The 20,412-nt window shown below is 71.4% G+C and carries 20 protein-coding genes; 5 read left to right on the plus strand and 15 right to left on the minus strand.

Going from position 1 to position 20,412, the window contains the following annotated elements; all coding sequences use genetic code 11:
- Positions 1–61: 61 nt before the first annotated feature.
- The 5 genes from VGB24_RS24845 to VGB24_RS24865 all read right to left on the minus strand — a co-directional run bounded on the left by VGB24_RS24845 (position 62) and on the right by VGB24_RS24865 (position 4,558).
- Positions 62–436: a hypothetical protein gene (locus VGB24_RS24845; RefSeq protein ID WP_331075630.1), complete on the minus strand. Its 375-nt coding sequence runs from the start codon at positions 434–436 to the stop codon at positions 62–64.
- Positions 437–671: 235 nt separating this feature from the next.
- Positions 672–1,520, minus strand: a complete 849-nt coding sequence (locus VGB24_RS24850) for an HNH endonuclease (RefSeq protein WP_331075631.1) — start codon at positions 1,518–1,520, stop codon at positions 672–674.
- 330 nt (positions 1,521–1,850) lie between these two features.
- On the minus strand, positions 1,851–2,627 hold the full coding sequence (locus VGB24_RS24855; protein WP_331075632.1) for a Type 1 glutamine amidotransferase-like domain-containing protein: 777 nt from the start codon (positions 2,625–2,627) through the stop codon (positions 1,851–1,853).
- Positions 2,624–3,850, minus strand: a complete 1,227-nt coding sequence (gene gltS, locus VGB24_RS24860) for a sodium/glutamate symporter (protein WP_331075633.1) — start codon at positions 3,848–3,850, stop codon at positions 2,624–2,626. The genes VGB24_RS24855 and gltS overlap by 4 nt, the downstream gene beginning before the upstream one ends.
- 3 nt (positions 3,851–3,853) lie before the next feature.
- Entirely contained in the window at positions 3,854–4,558 is a 705-nt protein-coding gene (locus tag VGB24_RS24865; RefSeq protein WP_331075634.1) for a queuosine precursor transporter, read from the minus strand.
- Between the two features lie 200 nt (positions 4,559–4,758).
- Here VGB24_RS24865 and VGB24_RS24870 point away from each other — a divergent pair, with 200 nt between their 5' ends.
- Positions 4,759–5,412, plus strand: coding sequence for a DUF4349 domain-containing protein (locus tag VGB24_RS24870; protein WP_331075635.1), 654 nt, complete (start codon positions 4,759–4,761; stop codon positions 5,410–5,412).
- A gap of 746 nt (positions 5,413–6,158) precedes the next feature.
- On the opposite strand, the gene VGB24_RS24875 is transcribed toward VGB24_RS24870, so the two are convergent.
- Positions 6,159–7,685, minus strand: a complete 1,527-nt coding sequence (locus tag VGB24_RS24875; protein ID WP_331075636.1) for a PAS domain S-box protein — start codon at positions 7,683–7,685, stop codon at positions 6,159–6,161.
- A gap of 273 nt (positions 7,686–7,958) precedes the next feature.
- On the opposite strand from VGB24_RS24875, the gene bioD reads away from it, so the two are divergent.
- The gene (gene bioD / locus VGB24_RS24880; RefSeq protein ID WP_331075637.1) at positions 7,959–8,666 is read left to right on the plus strand and encodes a dethiobiotin synthase; all 708 of its coding nucleotides are present in this window, start codon (positions 7,959–7,961) and stop codon (positions 8,664–8,666) included.
- Between the two features lie 73 nt (positions 8,667–8,739).
- Here the strand turns inward: bioD and VGB24_RS24885 are convergent, their stop codons facing one another.
- From VGB24_RS24885 to VGB24_RS24895, 3 genes are read right to left on the minus strand one after another with little or no spacing between them, the layout of a single operon-like run.
- On the minus strand, positions 8,740–9,765 hold the full coding sequence (locus VGB24_RS24885; protein ID WP_331075638.1) for a M23 family metallopeptidase: 1,026 nt from the start codon (positions 9,763–9,765) through the stop codon (positions 8,740–8,742).
- A gap of 2 nt (positions 9,766–9,767) precedes the next feature.
- On the minus strand, positions 9,768–10,103 hold the full coding sequence (locus VGB24_RS24890) for a transcriptional regulator (protein WP_331075639.1): 336 nt from the start codon (positions 10,101–10,103) through the stop codon (positions 9,768–9,770).
- A complete protein-coding gene (locus VGB24_RS24895; RefSeq protein ID WP_331075640.1) occupies positions 10,100–10,735 on the minus strand; it encodes a hypothetical protein in 636 nt (211 codons plus the stop codon). The genes VGB24_RS24890 and VGB24_RS24895 overlap by 4 nt, the downstream gene beginning before the upstream one ends.
- 51 nt (positions 10,736–10,786) lie before the next feature.
- On the opposite strand from VGB24_RS24895, the gene VGB24_RS24900 reads away from it, so the two are divergent.
- Positions 10,787–11,470 carry an HD domain-containing protein gene (locus VGB24_RS24900; protein ID WP_331075641.1) on the plus strand — a complete coding sequence of 228 codons (684 nt, stop codon included), beginning with the start codon at positions 10,787–10,789 and terminating at the stop codon, positions 11,468–11,470.
- Positions 11,471–11,495: 25 nt separating this feature from the next.
- Here VGB24_RS24900 and VGB24_RS24905 read toward each other — a convergent pair whose 3' ends face one another.
- Positions 11,496–12,902, minus strand: coding sequence for a PhoX family protein (locus VGB24_RS24905; protein WP_331075642.1), 1,407 nt, complete (start codon positions 12,900–12,902; stop codon positions 11,496–11,498).
- A gap of 104 nt (positions 12,903–13,006) precedes the next feature.
- Between VGB24_RS24905 and VGB24_RS24910 the strand changes: the two genes are divergently transcribed.
- Both VGB24_RS24910 and VGB24_RS24915 read left to right on the plus strand, forming a co-directional pair.
- Positions 13,007–13,849: an SDR family oxidoreductase gene (locus tag VGB24_RS24910; RefSeq protein WP_331075643.1), complete on the plus strand. Its 843-nt coding sequence runs from the start codon at positions 13,007–13,009 to the stop codon at positions 13,847–13,849.
- Between the two features lie 189 nt (positions 13,850–14,038).
- Positions 14,039–15,175, plus strand: coding sequence for an FAD-dependent monooxygenase (locus VGB24_RS24915; protein WP_331075644.1), 1,137 nt, complete (start codon positions 14,039–14,041; stop codon positions 15,173–15,175).
- A gap of 901 nt (positions 15,176–16,076) precedes the next feature.
- Here VGB24_RS24915 and VGB24_RS24920 read toward each other — a convergent pair.
- The 5 genes from VGB24_RS24920 to VGB24_RS24940 all read right to left on the minus strand — a co-directional run bounded on the left by VGB24_RS24920 (position 16,077) and on the right by VGB24_RS24940 (position 20,313).
- On the minus strand, positions 16,077–16,415 hold the full coding sequence (locus tag VGB24_RS24920; RefSeq protein ID WP_331075645.1) for a hypothetical protein: 339 nt from the start codon (positions 16,413–16,415) through the stop codon (positions 16,077–16,079).
- A complete protein-coding gene (locus tag VGB24_RS24925; RefSeq protein ID WP_331075646.1) occupies positions 16,415–17,074 on the minus strand; it encodes a hypothetical protein in 660 nt (219 codons plus the stop codon). The genes VGB24_RS24920 and VGB24_RS24925 overlap by 1 nt, the downstream gene beginning before the upstream one ends.
- Positions 17,075–17,099: 25 nt before the next feature.
- Entirely contained in the window at positions 17,100–18,671 is a 1,572-nt protein-coding gene (locus VGB24_RS24930; protein ID WP_331075647.1) for a bifunctional metallophosphatase/5'-nucleotidase, read from the minus strand.
- A 702-nt stretch (positions 18,672–19,373) separates the two neighbouring features.
- Positions 19,374–19,772 (minus strand): hypothetical protein, encoded by a 399-nt coding sequence (locus VGB24_RS24935; protein ID WP_331075648.1) that lies wholly within the window; start codon positions 19,770–19,772, stop codon positions 19,374–19,376.
- Positions 19,773–19,833: 61 nt separating this feature from the next.
- Positions 19,834–20,313 carry a hypothetical protein gene (locus VGB24_RS24940; RefSeq protein WP_331075649.1) on the minus strand — a complete coding sequence of 160 codons (480 nt, stop codon included), beginning with the start codon at positions 20,311–20,313 and terminating at the stop codon, positions 19,834–19,836.
- Positions 20,314–20,412 lie beyond the last annotated feature (99 nt).

Below are 20,412 nucleotides of genomic sequence, written 5' to 3' on the forward strand. Positions count from 1 at the left end.
GAGCGGGGCCGCGAGAGATCACCTCTCGCGGCCCCGGTGCATATGCGATGTATTCGACCGTTCAGCCCGGAGTTGGAGGCCCCGGGGCGGCCGAGCTGTGGGAGACGAACCTGCCCAGCATCCCCAGGATCCGGGCCAGCCGCTGGTTCGTCCCCATGTCGTTGAACCACTCCCAGATGCGGGCCTCTTCACCCCCGGCCCGGATGCGAAGTCCCGCCGCGCTTTCGTCAGGCACGGGGGGACGCGGCGGCGTACGCTGCTCCCAGGCCTGTAGTTCCACGAGCAGGCCGATCAGGGCGCGGACCGAATCCGCCGGAACACGCCCCGAACGTTCGGTGAGTTCGCCCCGCTGCACGTGCCGGGAGGCGAGAGTGCCATCCGCGTCCAGCCGGATCGTGGTACCGCCGTGCATCCCGTGCATGTCGCTGTAGATCACCTGAAAGTCCGACGGCACATCCCCGCCACCAGCCGCCGCACGCAGAGCCTGCTCCACGGCGGTCGGCTGCGGAGCTGGCGTCGGCGGCGGTACGGGAGGATGGCATGCCGAGAGCACGGCGAGCAGAACGAGCGCTGTGAAACGCGGAGCCGCCATCAGCTTCTTCGTTGAGTGGTGATCGGTACGCCGGGGGATTGTCCCTTCCGCGGCGGCCCTCGTCCTTACGCACCGCCGATCACGCCGCGCGCCCGCGACCTCGCGCCCCGCCGCGTCCCCCGCGCGGGTCCACGCGCACCCGGCGTTTCCGGCCGCGGCGCCGCTTCCATCCATCCAGCGACACGACCTTTTCGTCCTCGCTTTCCTCTTCGTCCGAGACGGGCCCCGCGCCGGGGCGGGCGCGGCGGGGTTCGGCCGTGCGGTGGGCGCGATGGCGCTCGCGCTCCAACTCGCGAAGCACCTGCTCGGCGGGCGCGTCCCACACCAGCGACAGCGTGCCGATCAGCGTGGCCATTCCCCGGCCCAGCGTGGCCGCGTGCCGCCCGGCGTCCATGCCCATGGACACGGGGAGCAGGCAGCTGGGCGCGGCCACGGCGTGCCGGTCGCGCGCCCGCTCGATGCGCACCGCCGCCGCGGTGACGATGCGCCGCGCCGCGTAGCGCCGCCGGTGCAGCCGCCGCCCCGCGCACAGCCGCCGCACCTGCGTGCGCCACGGCTCGCCGCCCGCCGAGCTTTCGGCCAGCAGCCACACGGCCGCGTACACCTCGGCAAAGACGCGCACGTCGATCTGCCGCACGGTGTCGGGGGATAACGTCGAGAGGTATTCCAGGAAAGCCAGGATGCGCCCGGGCCGGGCGAGGAGGAAGAGGACGACTTCCTGGCAGCCCCGCCGGTGGTTGCAGTCGGCGCAGGCGGGAACGATGATGCGGGCGTCTTTTCTTCGGCCGCCGCGAGCCTGGGGGATCACGTGCTCTCGGGTGAGGGGCCGGTCCGGGGCCGCGGGGGCCCGGCAGTACACACACCTTCCGTTTCTGATGCGGTGCTCCAGCTCTCGCCGAAGGGAGCCGCCCGATCCGTTTCCTCGCACTTACGCTCCCGGTCACAGGAGTTTCGGCGGACGCTGCCGCCGGGTGCGGCCCGCCGCGCCGCCGAGCGAAACGGCGCGGGGGAAGGTCTTTGGTGGTACCGGGTAAAGCCAGTTCGGTGCCAGGGGTGGCGTGCCCGCGTAACAGCCGGGCGGCCAGCCCGTCTCACCTGATACCGCGGCGCGGCTCCGGTTGTTTCAGGGGTGCCCGGATGGAGAGCGCGGCGCCACGGGTGGGGGTCGTGCAAGGGGGATGCACCCGTCACCCACTATATGTAGTGCGATGCTCCGCTCCGCACCAGAGTCTTGTGCGCGAGCGGCGGCGGGAGAGGTTTACGGCGTGAACCCGTCCGCGTCCGCGTCGGCGTTCGCGGCCGACGAAGGCAGCACCATGGCGGTCGTCACCCGCCCGTCGGCGGCGCGCACCTCCACCAGGGGATGGCGGATGGGCTCGACGGTGCCGTCCGGGTGGTACGCCATTCCGCCGCCGCGCGGAATTCCGAATCCCACGGCCTGCCCGTCGTGGGCCAGCACCGCGGCGCGAAGCTCCGCCCATTCGTCGTCCTCGGCGTGCGCGTCCACCAGGAACGGCACCAGCCCCCAGGTGGCGAACAGCTGCGCCGTGCTTCCCTCGGGCCACCCCGCCATCCCCAGCTGCACCGCGCCCGCCGACACGCCCACCAGCACGGCGCCCTCCTGGTGCCGCTGGGCCACGGCCTCGCGCACGCCACTCCGCTCGAACGCCGTCCATCCACGCTGCACGTCGCCCCCCGCCAGCAGCACCAGCCCGGCGGAGCGCAGGAACGCCATGTCCTCGCTGGACGGCACCGCGGGGATCATCCGGCACTCCGCGTCGAGACCGGCCATGGCGGCCTGGAACAGCTGGAAGTACTCGGGCTGGTCGCCGTTGCTGGCCCCCAGGTACGCGGCGCGAAAGGCGCCGCCTCCCGCGTACTCCGCAAGGCGCTGCACGAAGCGGCCGCCGGCATCGTCCCAGAACAGCAGCTGGCTGTCGGCCAGCAGGAACAGCGGCCGGGTGGAGGGCTGGGGCTCCGCCGGCTCGTCTCCCACGAGGGAAATCTGCCCCAGGTGCATGCGCGGGCCGGTCACCGCAGGACGTTCACGAAGAAGGTGATCACCAGCGCGTTGGTGAAGTCGATGAAGAAGGCGCCCACCATGGGCACCACGAGGAAGGCGCGGGGCGCCGGGCCGAACCTTTCCACCAGGGCGCGCATGTTGGCCATGGCATTGGCCGTGGTCCCCAGCATGAAGCCCACGAACCCGCCGCCCATCACCGCGGCCTCGTAGTCGCGCCCCATCAGGCGGAAGATGGGCCACACGATGGCGGCGATCAGCGCCACCTGGGCGGCCAGGATCACCAGCATCGGCAGCGCCAGGTTGGCGATCTCCCACAGCTTCAAGGTCATCAGCGCCATCACGATGAACAGCGCCAGCGCCACGTTCCCCACGTCGTCGATCACCCGCTGCGACACCTTGATGCGGCCGGTGACGTCGTCGACGTTGCGGATGACCGCCGCCACCAGCATGGCGCCGATGTAGGCGGGGAGCTTGATGCCGACCGAGGTGAACCACGCGCTCAGGTATCCCCCCAGCCACATGGCGACGAGCACCAGGACCACGGACTGCAGCAGGACGAACGACTCCTCGTCTTCGCCCGCGGGGGTGGCCGCGGGCTGGTCGTCAAGCTGCTCCTCCACGATCTGCGTGGCCACGGGCGTGTCCATCTCCGTCACCTCGCCCTTGGCCCGGCGCAGCCCGTTCCGCTCGATCAGCCGGGTGGCGATGGGCGCGCCGATCACCCCGCCCGCCACGATGCCCACCATCGCCGAGGCGACCGCCACGGTGGCCGCGGCAGGTACGCCGGCCTCCTCGAAGAGCGGGGCGAAGGCCAGCCCCGTGGCCGGGCCGCCGGTGAGCGTTACCGACCCTGTCAGCACGCCGAAGAGCGGGTGAAGCCCCATGGCCATCGCCAGCCCCGCGCCCAGCAGGTTCTGCACGACCGCGAACGCCGTGGCCACGCCGAAGAAGATCAGCACCTGCGGGCCGCCCACCTTGAGCAGGCGCAGGCTGGCCGCGAAGCCGATGCTGGTGAAGAACGCCACCATCAGCGGGCTTTGCAGCGTGGTGTCGAACTCGAAGGGCGTCTGCCCGGCGGAGCGCGCCCACACCATCAGCACGGCCACGATCAGCCCGCCGATCACCGGCGCGGGGATGTTGTGGCGCGCCAGCGGGCGAACCAGCCTGCGGACGCCGTAGCCCAGGAACAGGACGACGCCGGCGAAGGCCAGGGTCTGGATCAGGTCGAGCTTCATCGGTCAGCCAGCCTGGAGGGAGAAGGGGGTGAAGTCGGTGTCGCGGTCGAACCAGTCCTCGTGCTCGGCGCGCTTGAGCGCGGCCACCACCCGGTAGGTCACCGGCAGCGCGAGCACCTCCCACAGCACCTTGAGGACGTAGTTGGTGGCCATCACCACCAGCACGTCGCGGGTGGCCCACACGCCCAGGAACGCCACGGGATAGAAGATGAGCGTATCCACCCCGGCGCCCACCGCGGTGGAGCCGATGGCGCGGCTCCACAGGTGCCGGCCCGCCGTGGCCACCTTCATCCTGGCGAGCGCGAACGAGTTGGTGAACTCGCCGGCCCAGAACGCCGCCAGCGAGGCAAGGACGATGCGCGGCGTGAGCGCGAACACCGACTCGAGCGCCTCCTGCCCCGCGTAGCCGGGCGCGGGGGGCAGGCGAAGCACGACGACGCTCATCAGGCTGGCGAACGCCAGCGCCGCGAAGCCCGTCCACACCACGCGGCGGGCGCGGGCGTAGCCGTACACTTCCGTCAGGATGTCGCCGAACAGGTACGAGAGCGGAAAGAAGAGGATTCCCGCGCCGAAGGTGAATCCCCACAGCGTGCAGATCTTGGCGGGGCCGATGAGGTTGGCCGTCAGCAGCACGGCCACGAAGGCGCCGGTGATCAGGTCGTAGTACTTGTACTGGCGGTTCGCGGAAACGGACGCGGTGGGCTGCATGGAGATCGGATCGCGGGGGAAAGGCCGGCGGGCGCCGGGCATCAGTGTAAGCGCGCCCCCACCGGATGTCGAGAGCGGCCGGCCGGGGACGGTCGTGCGTTTCCCGCCGCGCGATGCCGGATCTTGCGTCCCATCCGCCCGGCATCGCACGTTCTCCGTCCATCCACCCTGCACCTCCACGCCCCGACCCGCCCCGTCCGATGATCCGCATCCGCCACTCCCTGTCCCTGGTCGTGCTGGCCGCCGCCTCCGCGTGCAGCTCCGCAGGCTCGATGGCCGCCGCCTTGCCGGCCCCGCCGCCGCCGGGGGTTCCCGGCCAGCGCGCGGTGATCCAGCAGGCGGGCCTGTCGATGGTGACGGACAGCCTCGGCCGCCTCCACCGCGCCGCCGACAGCCTGACGGTGGCGCTGGGCGGGTACGTGGGAGAGGCGGAGCTGCGCGAGAGCGACCTGCACATGTCGCTGCACGTGCCCGCGCCGGCGCTGAACGGCGTGCTGGACCGGCTGTCGGTCATGGGGACGGTGAAGCGGCGGACGGTGCGGCGGCAGGACGTGACGGCGCAGGTGGTGGACGTGGAGGCGCGGCTGGGGACGCTGCGCACCGTGCGCGACCGGCTGCGCGCCTACCTGGGGAACGCCGCGGCCACGGCGGACCTGGTGGCCATCGAGCGCGAGCTTGCGCGGGTGCAGGGCGAGATCGACGTGTTGGAGGCGCAGCAGCGGATGCTTTCCACGCGGGTAGACCTGGCGGAGGTGAGCCTGGAGGCGCGGCGGCCGCGCATCCTGGGGCCGCTGGGATGGCTGGTTTCCAGCGTGGCGACGATGATCGAGAAGCTGTTCGTGATCCGCGACTGAAGGGCGGGCGCCCTCCCCGGGCGCCCCACCCCGGCGGGCCCGTCCCCCGGCCCCTCCCCCGCAAACTGCGCCGGGAGAGGGGAGAATTCGCACCGGATGGGCTGGCTGCCGGTGCATGCCTTGGGAGCCCCCCTCTCCCGGCCTCTCCCCCGCAAACAGCGCGGGAGAGAGGAGACCTTCAATCGGGGTTCGACACGGTGCCGGTGAATGCCTCGGGAGCCCCCTCCCCCCGGCCCCCGTCCCCCGCTGCGCAGGGGAGGGGGAGATCTGAACTGCGCTTCGGCAGGCCTTGCGCACTCGACTGCAACGAGGGCCAGGAACGGTGCGCTGCGGGGGGAATCGGCGCATGCCCTTGGCGGCCCTCTCTCCCCGGCCCTCTCCCCCGCAAGCGGGGGAAAGGGAGAATTCGACCGCGCTTCGGCTGGCCTCGCGCACCCGACTGCGCGTGCAGTCCGCGAAGGCGGACTTTGTGATTTGCCAGCCGCGGTTTCAACCGCCGGGACGGATGTGGCGGCCTCTGCTCCCGTGACCGCTGCCGCGCGCTGGCCTGTACGTATCCTCGGCTGGATCCTTCGGCCCGCGAGGCATGGCGGGCGGGCGAGTGAGGCGTGGCTCGGCCTTCAGGATGACAGAATCGGGTGCGCCCCGATGCTTGGATGCGCACCCGAACTGGGGTGTACCCCCTCGCCCACGCTGTTTGTGGGAGAGGGTGGCACGCGTGTCAGCGCGGCCGGGTGAGGGCCCCGTCAGCCGTGGGCGATGGGGAGACGAAGGGTGAAGCTGCTCCCCTGGCCGGGGGTGCTGGACACCTGCAGGTCTCCCCCCAGCAGTGTCGCCAGGCGGCGCGCGATGCTCAGCCCCAGCCCGCTGCCGCCCGCTTTGCGGGTCATGGGGTTGGCCGCCTGCCAGAAGGGCTCCCAGATCATCTCGATCTGGTCCGTGTCCAGCCCGATCCCCGTGTCCGACACCTCCACCGCCACCCACGACGTGTCGCGGCTGAGCGTTACGTCCACCCGCCCCGCCTCCGTGAACTTCACCGCGTTGGAAAGCAGCGCGCGCAGCAGCTCGCGCGCGCGGCGCTTGTCGGTTTCGGCGATGCAGCCGTCGGCCTCGTGGATCTCGATCGTCAGTCCCTTCTGCGTGGCGGTGGGCAGGATTTCGCGCACCGCCTCGGCCGCCACCTCGGCCAGTTTCACCTGGCCCAGCTTCACGCCTTCGCCTCCCGCGTCCAGCCGCGCGTAGCCCAGCACGTCCTCGATCATCCGCAGCAGCTGGTGGCCGTTGCTGCGGATGCGCTCCAGGTGGCGCCGCTGCATGTCGCTGAGGGCGGCGGCCTCCTCGCGCAGCAGCTCCGTGTACCCCGTGATGGCGTGCAGCGGCGTCTTCAGCTCGTGCGTCACCACGGCCAGGAAGTGCGTCTTGGCCTGGTTGGCCGCCTCGGCCTCGGCGCGGGCGATGCGCTCGCGCAGCAGAAGCGACTCGCGCTCGGCCTCGGCGCGCAGGCGCTCGGTGACGTCCTCGGCAATGCAGTACACGCCGATGTTCTGCCCCTGCACGATGATGGGCACCAGCGTCACCCGCAGGTCCACCCGCTTCCCCACCCGGTGCACCAGCGCCGTCTGCGCGTGGCAGGGCTCGCCCTGCGCCGCCGACTCGAAGAGCGCGCGCATCCGGTCGCGGTCGTCGGGCGCCATCAGCGACCAGAACGAGCGCATCCGCAGGTCTTCGATCTCGTAGCCGGTCAGCGCCTCGGCCGCGGGGTTGGCGGTGCGCAGGGTGCCGTCCAGGTCGAACGAGCAGATGGCGTCGGGGTTGTTGTCGAAGAGCGAGCGGTAGCGCTGGCGGCTTTCCTCGTACCGGATCGCCACTTCCTTGCGCTCGGTGAGGTCGCGGGTGATCTGCCCGAACCCGATCAGCCGTGCCGACTGGTCGTGGATGGCCGTGATCACCACGCTCACCCACAGCCGCGAGCCGTCCTGCCGCATCCGCCAGGCGACCGTTTCGCAGCGCCCGTCCGCCGCCGCCTGGTGCAGGTCGCGCTCGGGGGTGCCCGACTCGGCGTCTTCCGGGGGAAAGAAGATGGAGAAGGGGCTGCCCAGCACCTCGGCCTCGCGGTACCCGAACATCCGCTCCGCGCCCTCCGTCCACGTCACCACGCGGCCCTCGGGGCTCAGCATGATGATGGCGTAGTCGGTGACGTTCTCCACCAGCAGACGGTACAGCTCGTCGCGGCCGGGGAGGGCGGGTACGGACAGCGGCGGTCGGGTGCGCATTCGGTGCGGCATCGCAAACGATTCAGGAGGTGCCCATGAACCAGACCGGCGCGCGGGATGATGCAAGGTGCTGGCCGGGGCCGGGAAGCACGCCCCGCGGGACCGTCCGGCGCGTGGCGTGTACCATGCGGACCTCTGCCGGGGCCTTTCGCGCGGGCGGCGGCGGACCCACCTTGTGGGGGCTCCATGGGGAGCCATCGTCGTACAGATTCGGGGCGGCGGGCGCTCGGCACAAGCCCTTTCCGCACCCGCGCGCACCCGGAGTGGAGACCGATGATCCGGCTGGGGATAACGGGAACTGAAACCAGCGTCGGAAAGACGTACGTGGGCACGGTCCTGCTGGGGCTGATGCGGCGGGGGGGGATGCGCGTGGCCGGCATGAAGCCCATCGAAACGGGCGTCAAGGCCGACGACCCGGCGAGCGACGCCCTGCGCCTTCGCGACGCGGCGGGCGCGGACGACTCCATCGACCTGGTGCGGCCGCTGCTGCTGACCGAGCCGCTGGCCCCCTGGGTCACGCTGTCGCGCTCCGGCGGCGTGCTGGACCTGAACGCGCTGGACGCGGCGTACCGCTCCCTGTGCGAGGGGCGCGACGGGATCGTGGTGGAGGGCGCGGGGGGGCTGCTGGTGCCGCTGACCCGCGACCTGGCGTGGGACGGGCTGTTCGTGGGGTGGGACCTGGACCTGGTGATCGTGGCCGGCAACCGCCTGGGCGCGCTGAACCACACCATGCTCACCGTGCGCGCCGCCCACGACGCCGGCCTGCGGGTGCGCGGCGTGGTGCTGAACAACGTGAGCCCCGACCGCCCCGGCATCGCCGAGCGCACCAACCTGGAGGCGCTCGCCGAGCTGCTGGAGCCCATCCCGGTGCTCCCCTTCCCCTGGATCCGCAAGGACCGGCCGCTGGACTACGCGCTCGACATCGCCGACGAGAACGGCTTCGCCACGCTGATCGCCGACCGCTCGCGCCGCGCCGCCTAGCGGCGGCGCCTCCGGGCGCTCACCACCCCGACGATGAGCACGATCAGCACGACGACTACCCCGGCGGACGAGTTCATCGGGGGGTCCGGGTCTGCTGGGCGGCGGGGGCCGGACGGATGGCCTGGCCGCGGACCGGCTCGCCCCGCGCGACCGGCTGGCCGTCGGCGAGATAATCGGTGAACTGCGGGGGAAGCCCCGCCGACGGGCCCATCTCCGGCCCGTCCTGCAGCTGGTAGTGAAGGTGCGGCTCGGACGAGTTTCCGCTGTTGCCGCACTCGCCCAGCCGCTGGCCCCGGGCCACGCGATCGCCGGCGCGCACCGCCACCGAGCCGCTGCGCAGGTGCGCCAGCACGGAATATTCGCCCGTCCCGTGGTCCACGATCACGTGGTTGCCGGCCACCTCCGGCGCGTTCGTCTGCCCCGGCACGTTGTCGGCGACGCCGTCCACGGCCAGGACCACCCGCCCGCCCGCCGGCGCAAGGATCGGCTCCCCGAAGCAGTGGTAGTCCTCGTTCCGCCGGCCGTCGCCGGTGTGGGTGGAGCCGCCGCGCATCACCAGCAGGTCGTAGGCGAAGCGCTGGTTGGCGTGCGCGGCGTGGTAGTTCTGCTCCACCGTGCGCCCGCCCCACACCACGAGGAACTCCCCGTCGAACGGCAGGCGCAGGTCCGCCCTCGTGCGGTGCTCCAGGTGTTCGCTGGGCGCGGGCGGCTGCGGCGCCGCCTGGTCCGGCGCGATGTGGAAGCCCGCCACCCTCCCCTCGGGGCCGACGAGGGTCCATTCCACCGTGACCAGGCCCGAAGAACGCGCGAAGCGGGCGCGCCGCCGGTACACCCGGACGCCCCCCATCGGGGTGACCGTCTCGGCCTCGACGGCGGTCTCGGCGCCCAGGCCGGCCTCCACCCGTGCCCGGAAGGCGGCGAGCGCGTCGGGGCTGCCGAGGGCGTTTCTCATCGCGGGCTCCATCCGCTCCCATATCTGTGCCGTGCGGCCGGCGTAGAACGATTCCGTCAGCTCGCGCCCGGGAGCCAGCTCGGGCTGCGCGGCCGCGGAGGCCAGGGGAACGGCGGCGAGCACGGCCGCCAGTACGATGCGTAGCATGTTCAAGACTCCTCGATGGATTGCGTGGGGATGCCGGCGACGACCTCCGCCAGGTGCCGGCGGTAGCGGTCCAGCGCCGTCCGGCCGGCGGGAGTGATGCGGAGCGTGGTCAGCGGCCGCTTTCCGCGAAACGACTTGAGAACTTCGATGAGCCCGCCCGCCTCGAGCTTGCTCATGTGGCTGGAAAGGTTGCCCTTGCTGAGGCCGCTGAGCTTTTCGATGAAGCGGAACTCCACCTCTTCCGCGCCGGCGAGCATGGCCAGGATCAGCAGGCGGGCCGGCTCGTGCACCAGCCGGTCCAGCTGCATCACCGAACCGAGTTCCTCGCCCGGGCTCATGCGCCGGACCCGCCGGTGAGCCGCGCGATGCGCTTCGTAACGCCGCGGAACCGCAGGTGGTCGCGCACGCCGGCCACGATCAGCGCCACGGCGGCGAAGGGGAAGACGATGGCCACGCTCAGCAGCGGATACGGGGTCCCGTTGAACGCCAGCGCCGCCTGGCACATCAGGAAGATGCCCGTCACGAACTCCAGCGGGGCCCGCAGCCACAGCCACGCCACCACCGGCATGGCGGCGACGACCGCAAGGTACCCGGCCGCGTCCATCACCCGATCGCCCCTGGCCAGCACGCCGGCGGCGACCACGATGCTGATGAGCGCCGTCCCCGCGGTGGTGACCACGCGGCCGCGCCGCTCGCGCCGGGTCTCCGGCTCGGCCGCGGCGCCCAGGTGCTGGTAGTAGTGCCGGCGCATCAGCTCCTTGCACACGATCCAGACGAACGGGATGGCGATCAGGGCCGCGCGGACCGGCCCGCTGGGGCCGAGCAGGCCGCCGGCCGCGTAGGAGCCCAGGCACAGGAGGCCGCCCAGCACGGAGCCGAGCCCGCCCGCGCTGCGCGAAAAGCGCGCGTACTCACGCGTGATTGATTCCAGCTCCGCCAGCCGGTCGGGCAACAACACGGTTTCGTTCATCGGTTCGATCTCCTGGTTCGCATACTTGTTTGCAATGCAAACCTAACGAGCATGATCGACCCGCACAAGGGGCAGATGACGATGGAGCAGGGAGAGATCCTCCGGCGGACGGAAGCGTTCGTGCGGGAGCGGATGTCGGGGGAGGGAACGGGGCACGACTGGTGGCACGTGCACCGGGTGCGTCGGGTGGCGCTGCGGCTGGCGGGCGAGGAGGGGGCCGATCTCTACGTCGTGGAACTGGCGGCGCTGCTGCACGACGTGGCCGACCACAAGTTCCACGGCGGCGACGCCGGTGCCGGGCCGCGGGCCGCGCGGGAGTGGCTCTCGGCCCTCGACGTCGAACCCGAGGTGACGGAGCACGTGGCTACCATCATCGCCGAGCTGTCGTTCAAGGGCGCCGGGGTGGCCACGCCCATGAGCTCACCCGAGGGCCGGGTGGTGCAGGACGCGGATCGGCTGGATGCCATCGGCGCGGTGGGCGTGGGGCGCGCCTTCGCGTACGGCGGCAGCCGCGGCCGCCCGATGCACGAGCCCGAGGCGGCGCCGGAGATGCACGACAGCTTCGAGCGCTACAAATCCAGCACGGGCCCCACCATCAACCACTTCCACGAAAAGCTGCTGCTGCTCCGCGACCGGATGAACACGCCGTCGGCCCGCCGCATGGCCGAGGGGCGGCACCGGTTCATGGAGCAGTTCCTGGAGCGCTTCCACGCGGAGTGGGACGGGCTCGACTGACGACGAGCTCCTGTGGGGCCTCTCGTCAGAGAGCCCCCTTCTCCCACGGCCCCCAGAGGGCGTAGGTGCCGCCCTGCATGTTCGCCGAGGTGGTGGCGTTGGTTCCGCCCTGGATGTTGAAGAACAGCGTGCGTCCGTTCGGGCTGAAGCACGCGCCCGCGGTTTCGGCCGAAGGGCCGTCCGTGTGCACCACGTCGAAGATCTCGCCGTCGGGGGTCAGGCCGCGCAGGAACTGCACGCCCAGACCGTCCTCGCAGATCACCAGCCCCCCGCGCGGGCTGACGCACAGGTTGTCGGGGCTGTCCAGCACGTCGCGGGACGGCGACTCGAACACCAGCGTCAGCTCTCCCGCGTCGCCCCGTCCCGGCCGGTAGCGCCACACCTGGCCGGCGCCCGCGTCGCCCCCGCTGGTGGAATTGAAGTAGATGCTTCCATCCGCCGCGAAGCACCCCTCCAGGCGCTGGAACGCCGCCCCGCCCCGCGCCCAGCCCTGCTGGAACACGGCGGAGGAGTTCGCCTCCGCCCCCGCCGGGTCCGGGTCCGGGATGTCTACCCAGCCCGTGCGGTACGTCGCGCCCGGCTGCTGGCCTCGGAACGTCATGTAGTTCGGGCGGTCTACGATGGAGAGCATCTGCAGCCGCCCGGTCCGCAGGTCGCCGGGCGTCGCCGGAACGAAGCGGTAGAAGCCCGCCGCGCGACCCGCCGGCACGGTGGCGTCGTAGGTGATGTCCTCGGTCAGGTACACGATGGAGGTCGCGGGATCCACCGCCACCGCCTCGTGGACGAAGCGGCCCATGGCCTTCAACGGCACCGGCTGCACCTCGCCGTTGGCGCTGGCGGCCACCTCGAAGCAGTAGCCGTGCGGCTGCTCGAACCCGCGCGCCGGGCCCACGGTCGTTTCTTCGCAGGTGATCCACGTGCCCCAGGGCGTGCGGCCCCCGGCGCAGTTGGTGTGCGTTCCGCTGAGGCTGATGAACTCCTGTTCCAGCGCCACCGCCCCGTCCGGCGCCTGCCGAAGCTGCAGGGTGCTGGTGCCGCCGCCCGCCTTGCGGTCGTAGGCGCGCTCGCCCGGGCCGAGGAGCCGGGCCACCGTCACGTTGTCCGACACCTCGTGGTTGCGCACGAGGCGCACGCTGCCGTCGGCCCCGGGGAACGCGGACATCCCGTCCACGCCGTACTTGACGGTCAGGCTGGGGTTCACGAGCGACGGTGCCTTGGTGGTGCTGAGCTTTCGGGCACGGAACCCCCGGGGAATCCACAGCTCCGGGACCTCCGCGCTGCGGACCAGCGGCCCGTAGCCGGGGGTGCGCCGAAGCCCGTTGGTGGCGTGCGAACAGGCGGAAAGCCCCACCAGGCCGGGGGCCATGAGGGCGCCGCCGCCCAGCACGGCGGCGCGGCGGAAGAATTCGCGGCGGTCGAGTTTCTGCGTCATTCGCTGCTTCACCTCTGGTCTGCTGGATGCTCTTTCGAAAATCGCGGCGGCGCGTGCATCCTGCAACCGCGGCACGGCCGAATCCTGTAACGGACGGGGAACGAATGGCGGGGCAGATGGAGGGGCGTGTGTGCGTGGTCACCGGCGCCACGGCGGGGATCGGCCAGGCGACGGCGGCGGCGCTGGCGAAGATGGGGGCCACCGTGGTCCTCGTCGCGCGCAACGCGGACAAGGCCGGGGCGACGCGGGAGGAGATCGTCCGCTCCGCCGGCCACGCGCGGGTGGAAACGGTGATCGCGGACCTGGCGATCCAGTCCGAGGTGCACGCCGCGGCGGCGGAGATCCGCGCCCGCAATCCGGCGATCCACGTGCTGGTGAACAACGCCGCCATCTACACCAAGACGCGCCAGGAGACGGCGGACGGGATGGAGATGCAGCTGGCCGTCAACCATCTCGCCCCGTTCCTGCTGACCCACCTGCTGATGGATGCGCTCCGCGCCGGCGCCCCGGCCCGCGTGGTGACGGTGAGCTCCGAGGCGCACCACCGCGCCTCGTTCTCATGGGACGACATCCAGATGCGGAGGAAGTACGGCGCCCTGCGCGCGTACTGCAACGCCAAGCTCTTCAACATCCTTTTCACCCGCGAGCTGGCCCGCCGCGCCGCGGAGGTGACGGCGAACGCCATGCACCCGGGCGTCGTGGGCACGGCGCTGCTGTTCGGCGGATGGGCGCCGCTGCGCCTGCTGAAGCCGTTCATTCGCACGGCCGAGGAGGGCGCGCGCACAGCCATCTACCTGGCCTCGTCCCCCGACGTGGCGGGCATCACGGGTGCGTACTTCAAGGACGAGAAGCCCAGGTATCCATCCCGCGCGGCCCAGGACGACGAATCCGCCCGCCGCCTCTGGCAGATCAGCGCCGAGCTGACCGGCCTCGCCGCGAACTCCTGACCCGACGCCCCGCACTTTCGCACTAACGCACTAACGCACTAACGCACTCACGCACTTTCCCTCGTCCTTCCCGTCAGGACATTCCCCACCCCGGATGAGCCGATCTACCTATCACGCGACAGGCGCGGGCCGCGTACCTTGTCATCCGGAATCCGGCGAGGCTGCAGGGTACAGCGGACGGAGGATGCGATGAGCGACGGCGTGATCGTGATCGGCGGCGGGATCGGCGGGCTGTCGGCGGCCATCGCGCTGCGGCGCGCGGGCATCGACGCGCAGGTGTACGAGCGCGCGCCCGAGCTGCGCGAGGTGGGTGCCGGCATCAGCCTGTGGCCCAACGCCACGGCACAGCTCCGCCGCTGGGGACTGCTGGACGAGATCATCCGCCGCGGGCACCTCTACACGCGCGGCGAGGGGCGGGCGGCGGACGGGCGCCTGCTCACCGTGTTCGACGTTCCGGCGATGGACGCGCCGGGCGTGCTGATCCACCGCGCGGATCTTCACTCCGTGCTGCTGGAGGCGCTGCCGGCGTGGGCGGTCAACACCGGCGCCGCGTTCGAAAGGTTCCACGAGACCGCGTCGGGCGTGGAGGCCGACGTGGGCGACGCGGGCTCCGTCGCGGGCGCCTGCCTGGTGGGGGCGGACGGTCTGCGCTCCGCCGTCCGCGAGCAGCTGCTGAACGACGGGCCGCCCGTCTACCGCGGATATCCCGTGTGGCGCGGCGTGGCCCCGGCGGGCACGGCGGAGTGCGACACGCTGATCGAAACGCTGGGCCGCGGGCAGCGCTTCGGCATCGTGCCCATCGGTGGGGGGCGCATCGCCTGGTGGGCCACCGCGAACGAGCCGGAGAATGCGCCGGAAGAGGGGCACGACCGCAAGGCGAAGCTGCTGCGCATGTTCGGCGGCTGGCACCAGCCCATTCCGCAGCTGATCGAGGCCACGCCGGACGAGGAGATCCTGAAGAACGGCACCTACGACCGTCCGCCCGTCCGCCGGTGGGGGCGGGGGCGCGTGACGCTGCTGGGCGACGCGGCGCATCCCACCACGCCCAACCTGGGGCAGGGCGGGTGCATGGCCATCGAGGACGGGGCGGTGCTCGCCTGCTGCCTGGCGAACGCGAGCGACGCCGCGGCGGGGCTGCGCGCGTACGAGGCCCGGCGGTTCCGCCGCACGGCGTGGATCACGCGGCAGTCGCTGGCCTACGGCCGCATCGGGCAGTGGCAGAACGCGGCGGCGGTGCGGCTGCGCGAAACCATGTTTCGCCTGACGCCGCCGTCCGTCACCGAGGCCTCGTTCCGCCGCCTCTTCGCGTTCGACCCGGTGGGGTGAAGGGGGCGCCCCTCCCCCGGCAACTGGCGCTCGGGGGCTGAATAGGTTGGAAGGATTCGGTGCAGTTCGAAATCTCCGGCGCACTCCCCGGCTGCCCTCTCCCCCCGGCCCCCTCTCCCGCAAGCGGGAGAGGGGGAGAATTCGAGTGCGCTTCGGCAGGCCCTCCGCCAACGATTGTCATCCCGACGGAGCGGCTACGGCTCCCCTGCTCGTACGCCGTCGATTGCAGCGATCGAGGGATCCGCCACACATCGATCGAAACGAATCGTGGCCGAGGCGTGCACCTCGCCATGAGCGGGTGAACCCGCCGCTGGAAAAGCGGTGAACCCCCGGCCCGGGCCGCTGTCGCGTCCCGCCCGCGGATTCACCTGCACCCCGCGCGAAAGGGGAGCCCGTGGGTGGGCACCGCTAATCCATTGACGCACAAAGGTTTGTCATCCTGAGGTCCAGGCGCACGGCACTCACCCACACACGCCACCTCGCGGGCCGAAGGATCTAGCATGGGTTACGTAATCGCCTGGGCGCGGCAGCGGTCACGATTGCGTGGGACGGGGCTCATCAGGGCTGCGGTGGAGCACTTCGGCTTGCGCCGGCCATAACTCGAGACCCCTTCGAAGCGTTCGATTCCGCGTCGGCAAGTGTAGCGTGCGTGCAGGTGAAGCCCCGAGCGGGACGTGCCAGCGGCCCGAGTTGGGGCTTTCCGCTCTTCCAGCCGCGGGTTTACCCGCTCCTGGAACCCGCCGCTGGAACCCGCCCCTAGAACCCGCCCCTGGAACCCGCGCGATAGAATCGGCCTTGTCGCGGCGGATCATCGTCTCCCGGCCCGACGACGGAACCGGCCGCCCTCCCACATTCGGAAGGCGGCCGGGCTCGTCCGATTCGGACCCGCGGATTCAGCTCGTCAGCTGCCGCACTTGTGGTCGGCGGTGTAGAGCTTGTGGTCCTTGGGGTCGGCGGGGTTGTAGCACACCTTGTACGTCTTCGCCGGATCGTACCAGGTGATCTCGTCCATCTTGCGGCTGTGCACGTTGTTCTGCCCGTCGACGAACGCAAAGGTCAGCGTGTGCCCCTCCTCGTTATCGTCGCCGTTGAACCACGTGGCAGGCGTCGCCACGAACCCCACCGCCTGGGCCTCGGCGGTCTGGCGCCGGCTCGTCGCCTGGTTGTCGCGGAGCACGAAGAATACGATGGCCCCGGTGATGGCCGCCACCAGCCCCAGCACGATCACGTAGCTCTTCATCAGTCGCTGTCCTCCGTCATCTTCACCCGCGCCGAGTCGATGGCCTTGTCCACCGCCTTGAACAGCTCCGGCTCCTTCTGCTCCACCTCCGCCAGCAGCTGCTTGATCGGCTGCACCGAGTGCCGCGATGCCAGATCGCGCGTGGAGGCGGGAAGCACGTAGCCGACGGAGGTGAACACCATCATCGTCTTCTTCTCTTCCACCTCCAGCAGGCCGCGGCCGGAGAGCCCCCGCTTCATCAGCCCGATGGCGCGCGCCGCCGGATCGCGCGATTCCTGGCCGAAGAACGACGCCAGCACGGCATCCAGCTCGTTCTCCGCCCCCGCCGCCTCCACCAGGTGCGCCTCCAGCGATCCCTCGGGATAGCTGGCGGAGGCCGTGCCGCGCACCAGGTGCAGCTTCCGGGTCTTAACCAGCCCGAACAGCGCCTTGCCCTGGCGGATCTCCAGCCGGATGGCGCCCGCGCGCTGCAGCGTCCACACGGCGGCGTGCATGGCCTTTTCCATCAGCGTCTGCGCATTGACCTTCACGCCACTGGTGAGGACTTCCTCCTTGCTGGACAGCATCGACGCGTCGGGCACGAACTGGTCGCCGAAGAGGACGACCAGCTCGCTGGGAGCAAACACGTCCACGGCGGACGCGGGGGTGGACTGGCTCACGAAATTCGCTCCGGATGTGGGGATGTCAGGGGCGCGCGGCGCCGCGCTCGGTGATGCGGCCTTCCACGGCCGGGCTGATGGGCTGCCCGGCGGCGTACGCGGCGGCCAGCGCGTCGAACGCCATCAGCCGCAGGTCCGGCCCCGGCGGAATGCTCATGATCGCCCGGTTGTGGAAGCTGTACGTGTCGCCGCCGCCCATCAGGTAGTCGGGAACCGCCACCACGTAGACGCGGTTGTCGTCCAGCGGCTCCCACGCGTCGCCCCGCCGGATGTCGACCGAGGTGACGCGCTGCCCCGGCGCGCGCGAGCGGTCGAAGCTGAAGCGCAGCCCGGAAACCTGCAGGAAGCGCCCTTCGCCCCGGCCGCCCGAGACGCCGCGCTCCAGCACGGTTTCGCGCAGGTCTCGCCCGCGCAGCCACACCAGCCCCACCCGCGTGGGAAAACCGAAGGTGCGCGCCAGGTGCTCCCAGCGGATGTCGCCCTGGATGGCGTCGTCGATGCGGATGGCGCCGCCGTTCAGGATGCCGACGTCGGCGGGGATGTCGGGGTAGGCGCGGCGCATCACGTCGGCCAGCCAGTTGCCCCAGGCGCTCTCCTCGTTGCGCACCACCTCCTCCGACGCGTCCATCCGCGTGCCGCTGCGGCCGATCACCTGGTCGAAGAAGGGGATCTTGGCGCGCATGCTGTCGGCCCACTTCGCCTGCACCTGGCGCTGGTACGCGGGATCGACGGGCACCGATGCGTCGAGCACGATGGAGTCCGCGCGCACGGCCGGCGAACCGCCGCGGCGTCCCAGCACCACCTGCCAGATGCGCCGCGCGTTGCTGTCGCCCTTGGTGATGGCTGCGGTGCTGTCGGTGAGCGGATGGTGGATGAGGAAGTGCTCGTGCCCGCCCGCGATCCACACCAGCTTGGGATGCGTGGCGCGCAGCGCCGCGATCTGCCGGTCCATCCCCACATCCAGGTGCGTCAGGCCGATGATGGCCTCGGCGCCCTGCGACTCCAGCTCGCGGATCTGGCGCTCGGCGATGGCGACGTACGCCGTGTCCGCCGACGCATACTCGCGGGGCGAATCCAAAAAAGTGAGCGTGAAGATGCCCACGCGCATGCCGCCCGCGTCGATGATGGTGTCCGATCCAAGGCGCCGGTCGGCTCCCGCGTCGCCGGTGTTCAGGCGAACGTTTGCGGCCAGCCAGGGAAAGCGCGACGCGTTGAGGGCGCCCGCCAGCATGCCCGGGCGGCGCTCGTCGAACTCGTGGTTGCCCGGCACGACGATCATCGGCGCGCGCGCATGGAGGAAGTTCAGCGCGTCGATCATCTGCAGCCCCGCGAAGTACCGGCTTTCCAGCGAGGGCGCGATGAAGTCGCCGGCGTGCAGCACGCGAACGGGAACGCCCGTCCTGCGGCCCGCGGCGGCGGCGGCGGTCACCACGCGGCCCAGCCCGCCCACGTGTCCGCCCTCCACCGCGTCGATGCGATAGACGTCGTTCACCTGGATGAAGGTGGCTGCGGGGCGAAACTCCTGGGCGTGCAGCGCGGGCGCGAGCAGCACGGCGGCGGCGAGCGCGCGAACGGTCGGTCGGCGGACGGAGATCATGGGGCGGACGGGGTCGCGGGGCGTCGCGGATTGTGGGCGGCGGTGAGGATACGCGGAAGACCGGGGAAAACACAAGAACGCGGCGCCCCTCCCCCGGCCCCTCCCTGCACAAACCCCGTGCGGAGAGGGGAGAACGTCGATCCCGGCCCGCGGTCCAAGGCGGGTACCCGAGCGCGTCCCAAGCGCAGATGCGAGGCGCAGGTGCAGATGCGGGGGAGCAGGTGCCGGGGCGGTCGCAGACGCGGGTTCCAGGGGCGGGTGAACCCGCGTCTGGAACAGCGGAAAGCCCCGACACGGGCCGCTGGCGCGTCCCGTTCGGGGCTTCACCTGCACGCGCGCCGCACCTGCCGAAGCGCAATCGAATTCTCCCCCTCGCCCGCTTGCGGGAGAGGGGGCCGGGGGGAGAGGGCAGCCGGGGCCTGCCCGGCCGTTCTCGAAGCGCTCCCAAGCTGGTGCCGGCCTCAGCCCAAGCACGGGTACTCCCCAGACGCACCGGACTGGCTCCCTTCCCCCGCGCGGTTTGCGGGGGAAGGGCTGGGGATGGGGGGCGCCAGCCGCCGCATCGAATCCAGCCTCATCGGTGCGAAGTTTCCCCCTCTCCGCACAGCAGTACCGTGCGTGCAGGGGCCAGGGGAGGGGCACACGAAGGGCGGCCCCGTCGGAGCCGCCCCAGTGTCTTCTTCTCCGAACCTCGCGAAACGCCTACGCCGCCTCGCCCTCGCCCGCGTGGGGCTCGTGCCCCGGGTAGTGGCGGCGCAGCGTGTCCAGCCGCTCCATGTCCTCGCGCCACACGGACTTGAGGATGGGGTGCCGCTCCATGTACACGCGGAGCCCGTCCACCAGCGCGTCGAGGTTCACGTCCTCGAAGTCCTCGGCGAAAGTGGGGGTCTCGTCCGCCGGGTCCGGCGCCAGCGCCGACGAGGGCGCGTCGCCCAGCCACACCACGCGGCCGTCGGTGAACTGGATGCCCACGCGCTCGCCGTCGGTGGCGTAGCTCCGGGCGCCTTCCCACGGCATCACGTCGTGCACCTCGCGGCCGTCGGGGCCGGGGCGGGGCAGGTAGAAGCGGTCCGGAAGGCGAATCTCGCGTACGGCAGCCATCGCTGAAGCTACGGGCGGTGGGTTCAGGATGCGAAATGGGCGCCCGAAGGCGCCCATGGGGTCAAGCGACGAACTCGGCGGGCTCACGGCGGGCCGAAGGAGCGCCGGGCTGCGCCACGGTGCCGTCGATGCCTTCGGGGTGAATGCGCTCCAGCTGCGCCCGCACCTCCACGAAGCGCTGCGCCTGCGCCACCAGGCCGCGCCGCTCCAGGAACTCGTTCAGGTGGCCGAGCACCGAGCAGAGCGCGTCGTACCGCTCTCCGACCCGCCGCAGACGGCGGATTTCGCGCACCAGGCGCAGCACGGCATCGGGGTGAAGGGCGGCGATGTAGCGCTGGTCCGCCTCGGCCAAATCGCGCTCGCGCTCCACCACGTACGTCAGCTCGCCGTCATCGCCGGGGGCGTGCACCACCACGCGCGCGCTCTCGCCCGTCTGGTAGTCGAGCACCACCTGGGGCTCCCACGGACCGGGCGTGGCATCGCAGGCGAGCGATTCGATCTGGAACAGCTCCTGGTCCGACGGCGGAGTGTGCTTGGCCATGGATGGGGGCAGGGAGTGCGGCGCGTCGCGCGCGCGAAGCCGGGGATGCGGCGGGGTATGGATCGGAAACGATGGAGACGGCGGGCACCCTTCGCAAGC

The sequence above is a fragment of the Longimicrobium sp. genome (assembly GCF_036399935.1).
GTDB lineage: Bacteria > Gemmatimonadota > Gemmatimonadetes > Longimicrobiales > Longimicrobiaceae > Longimicrobium.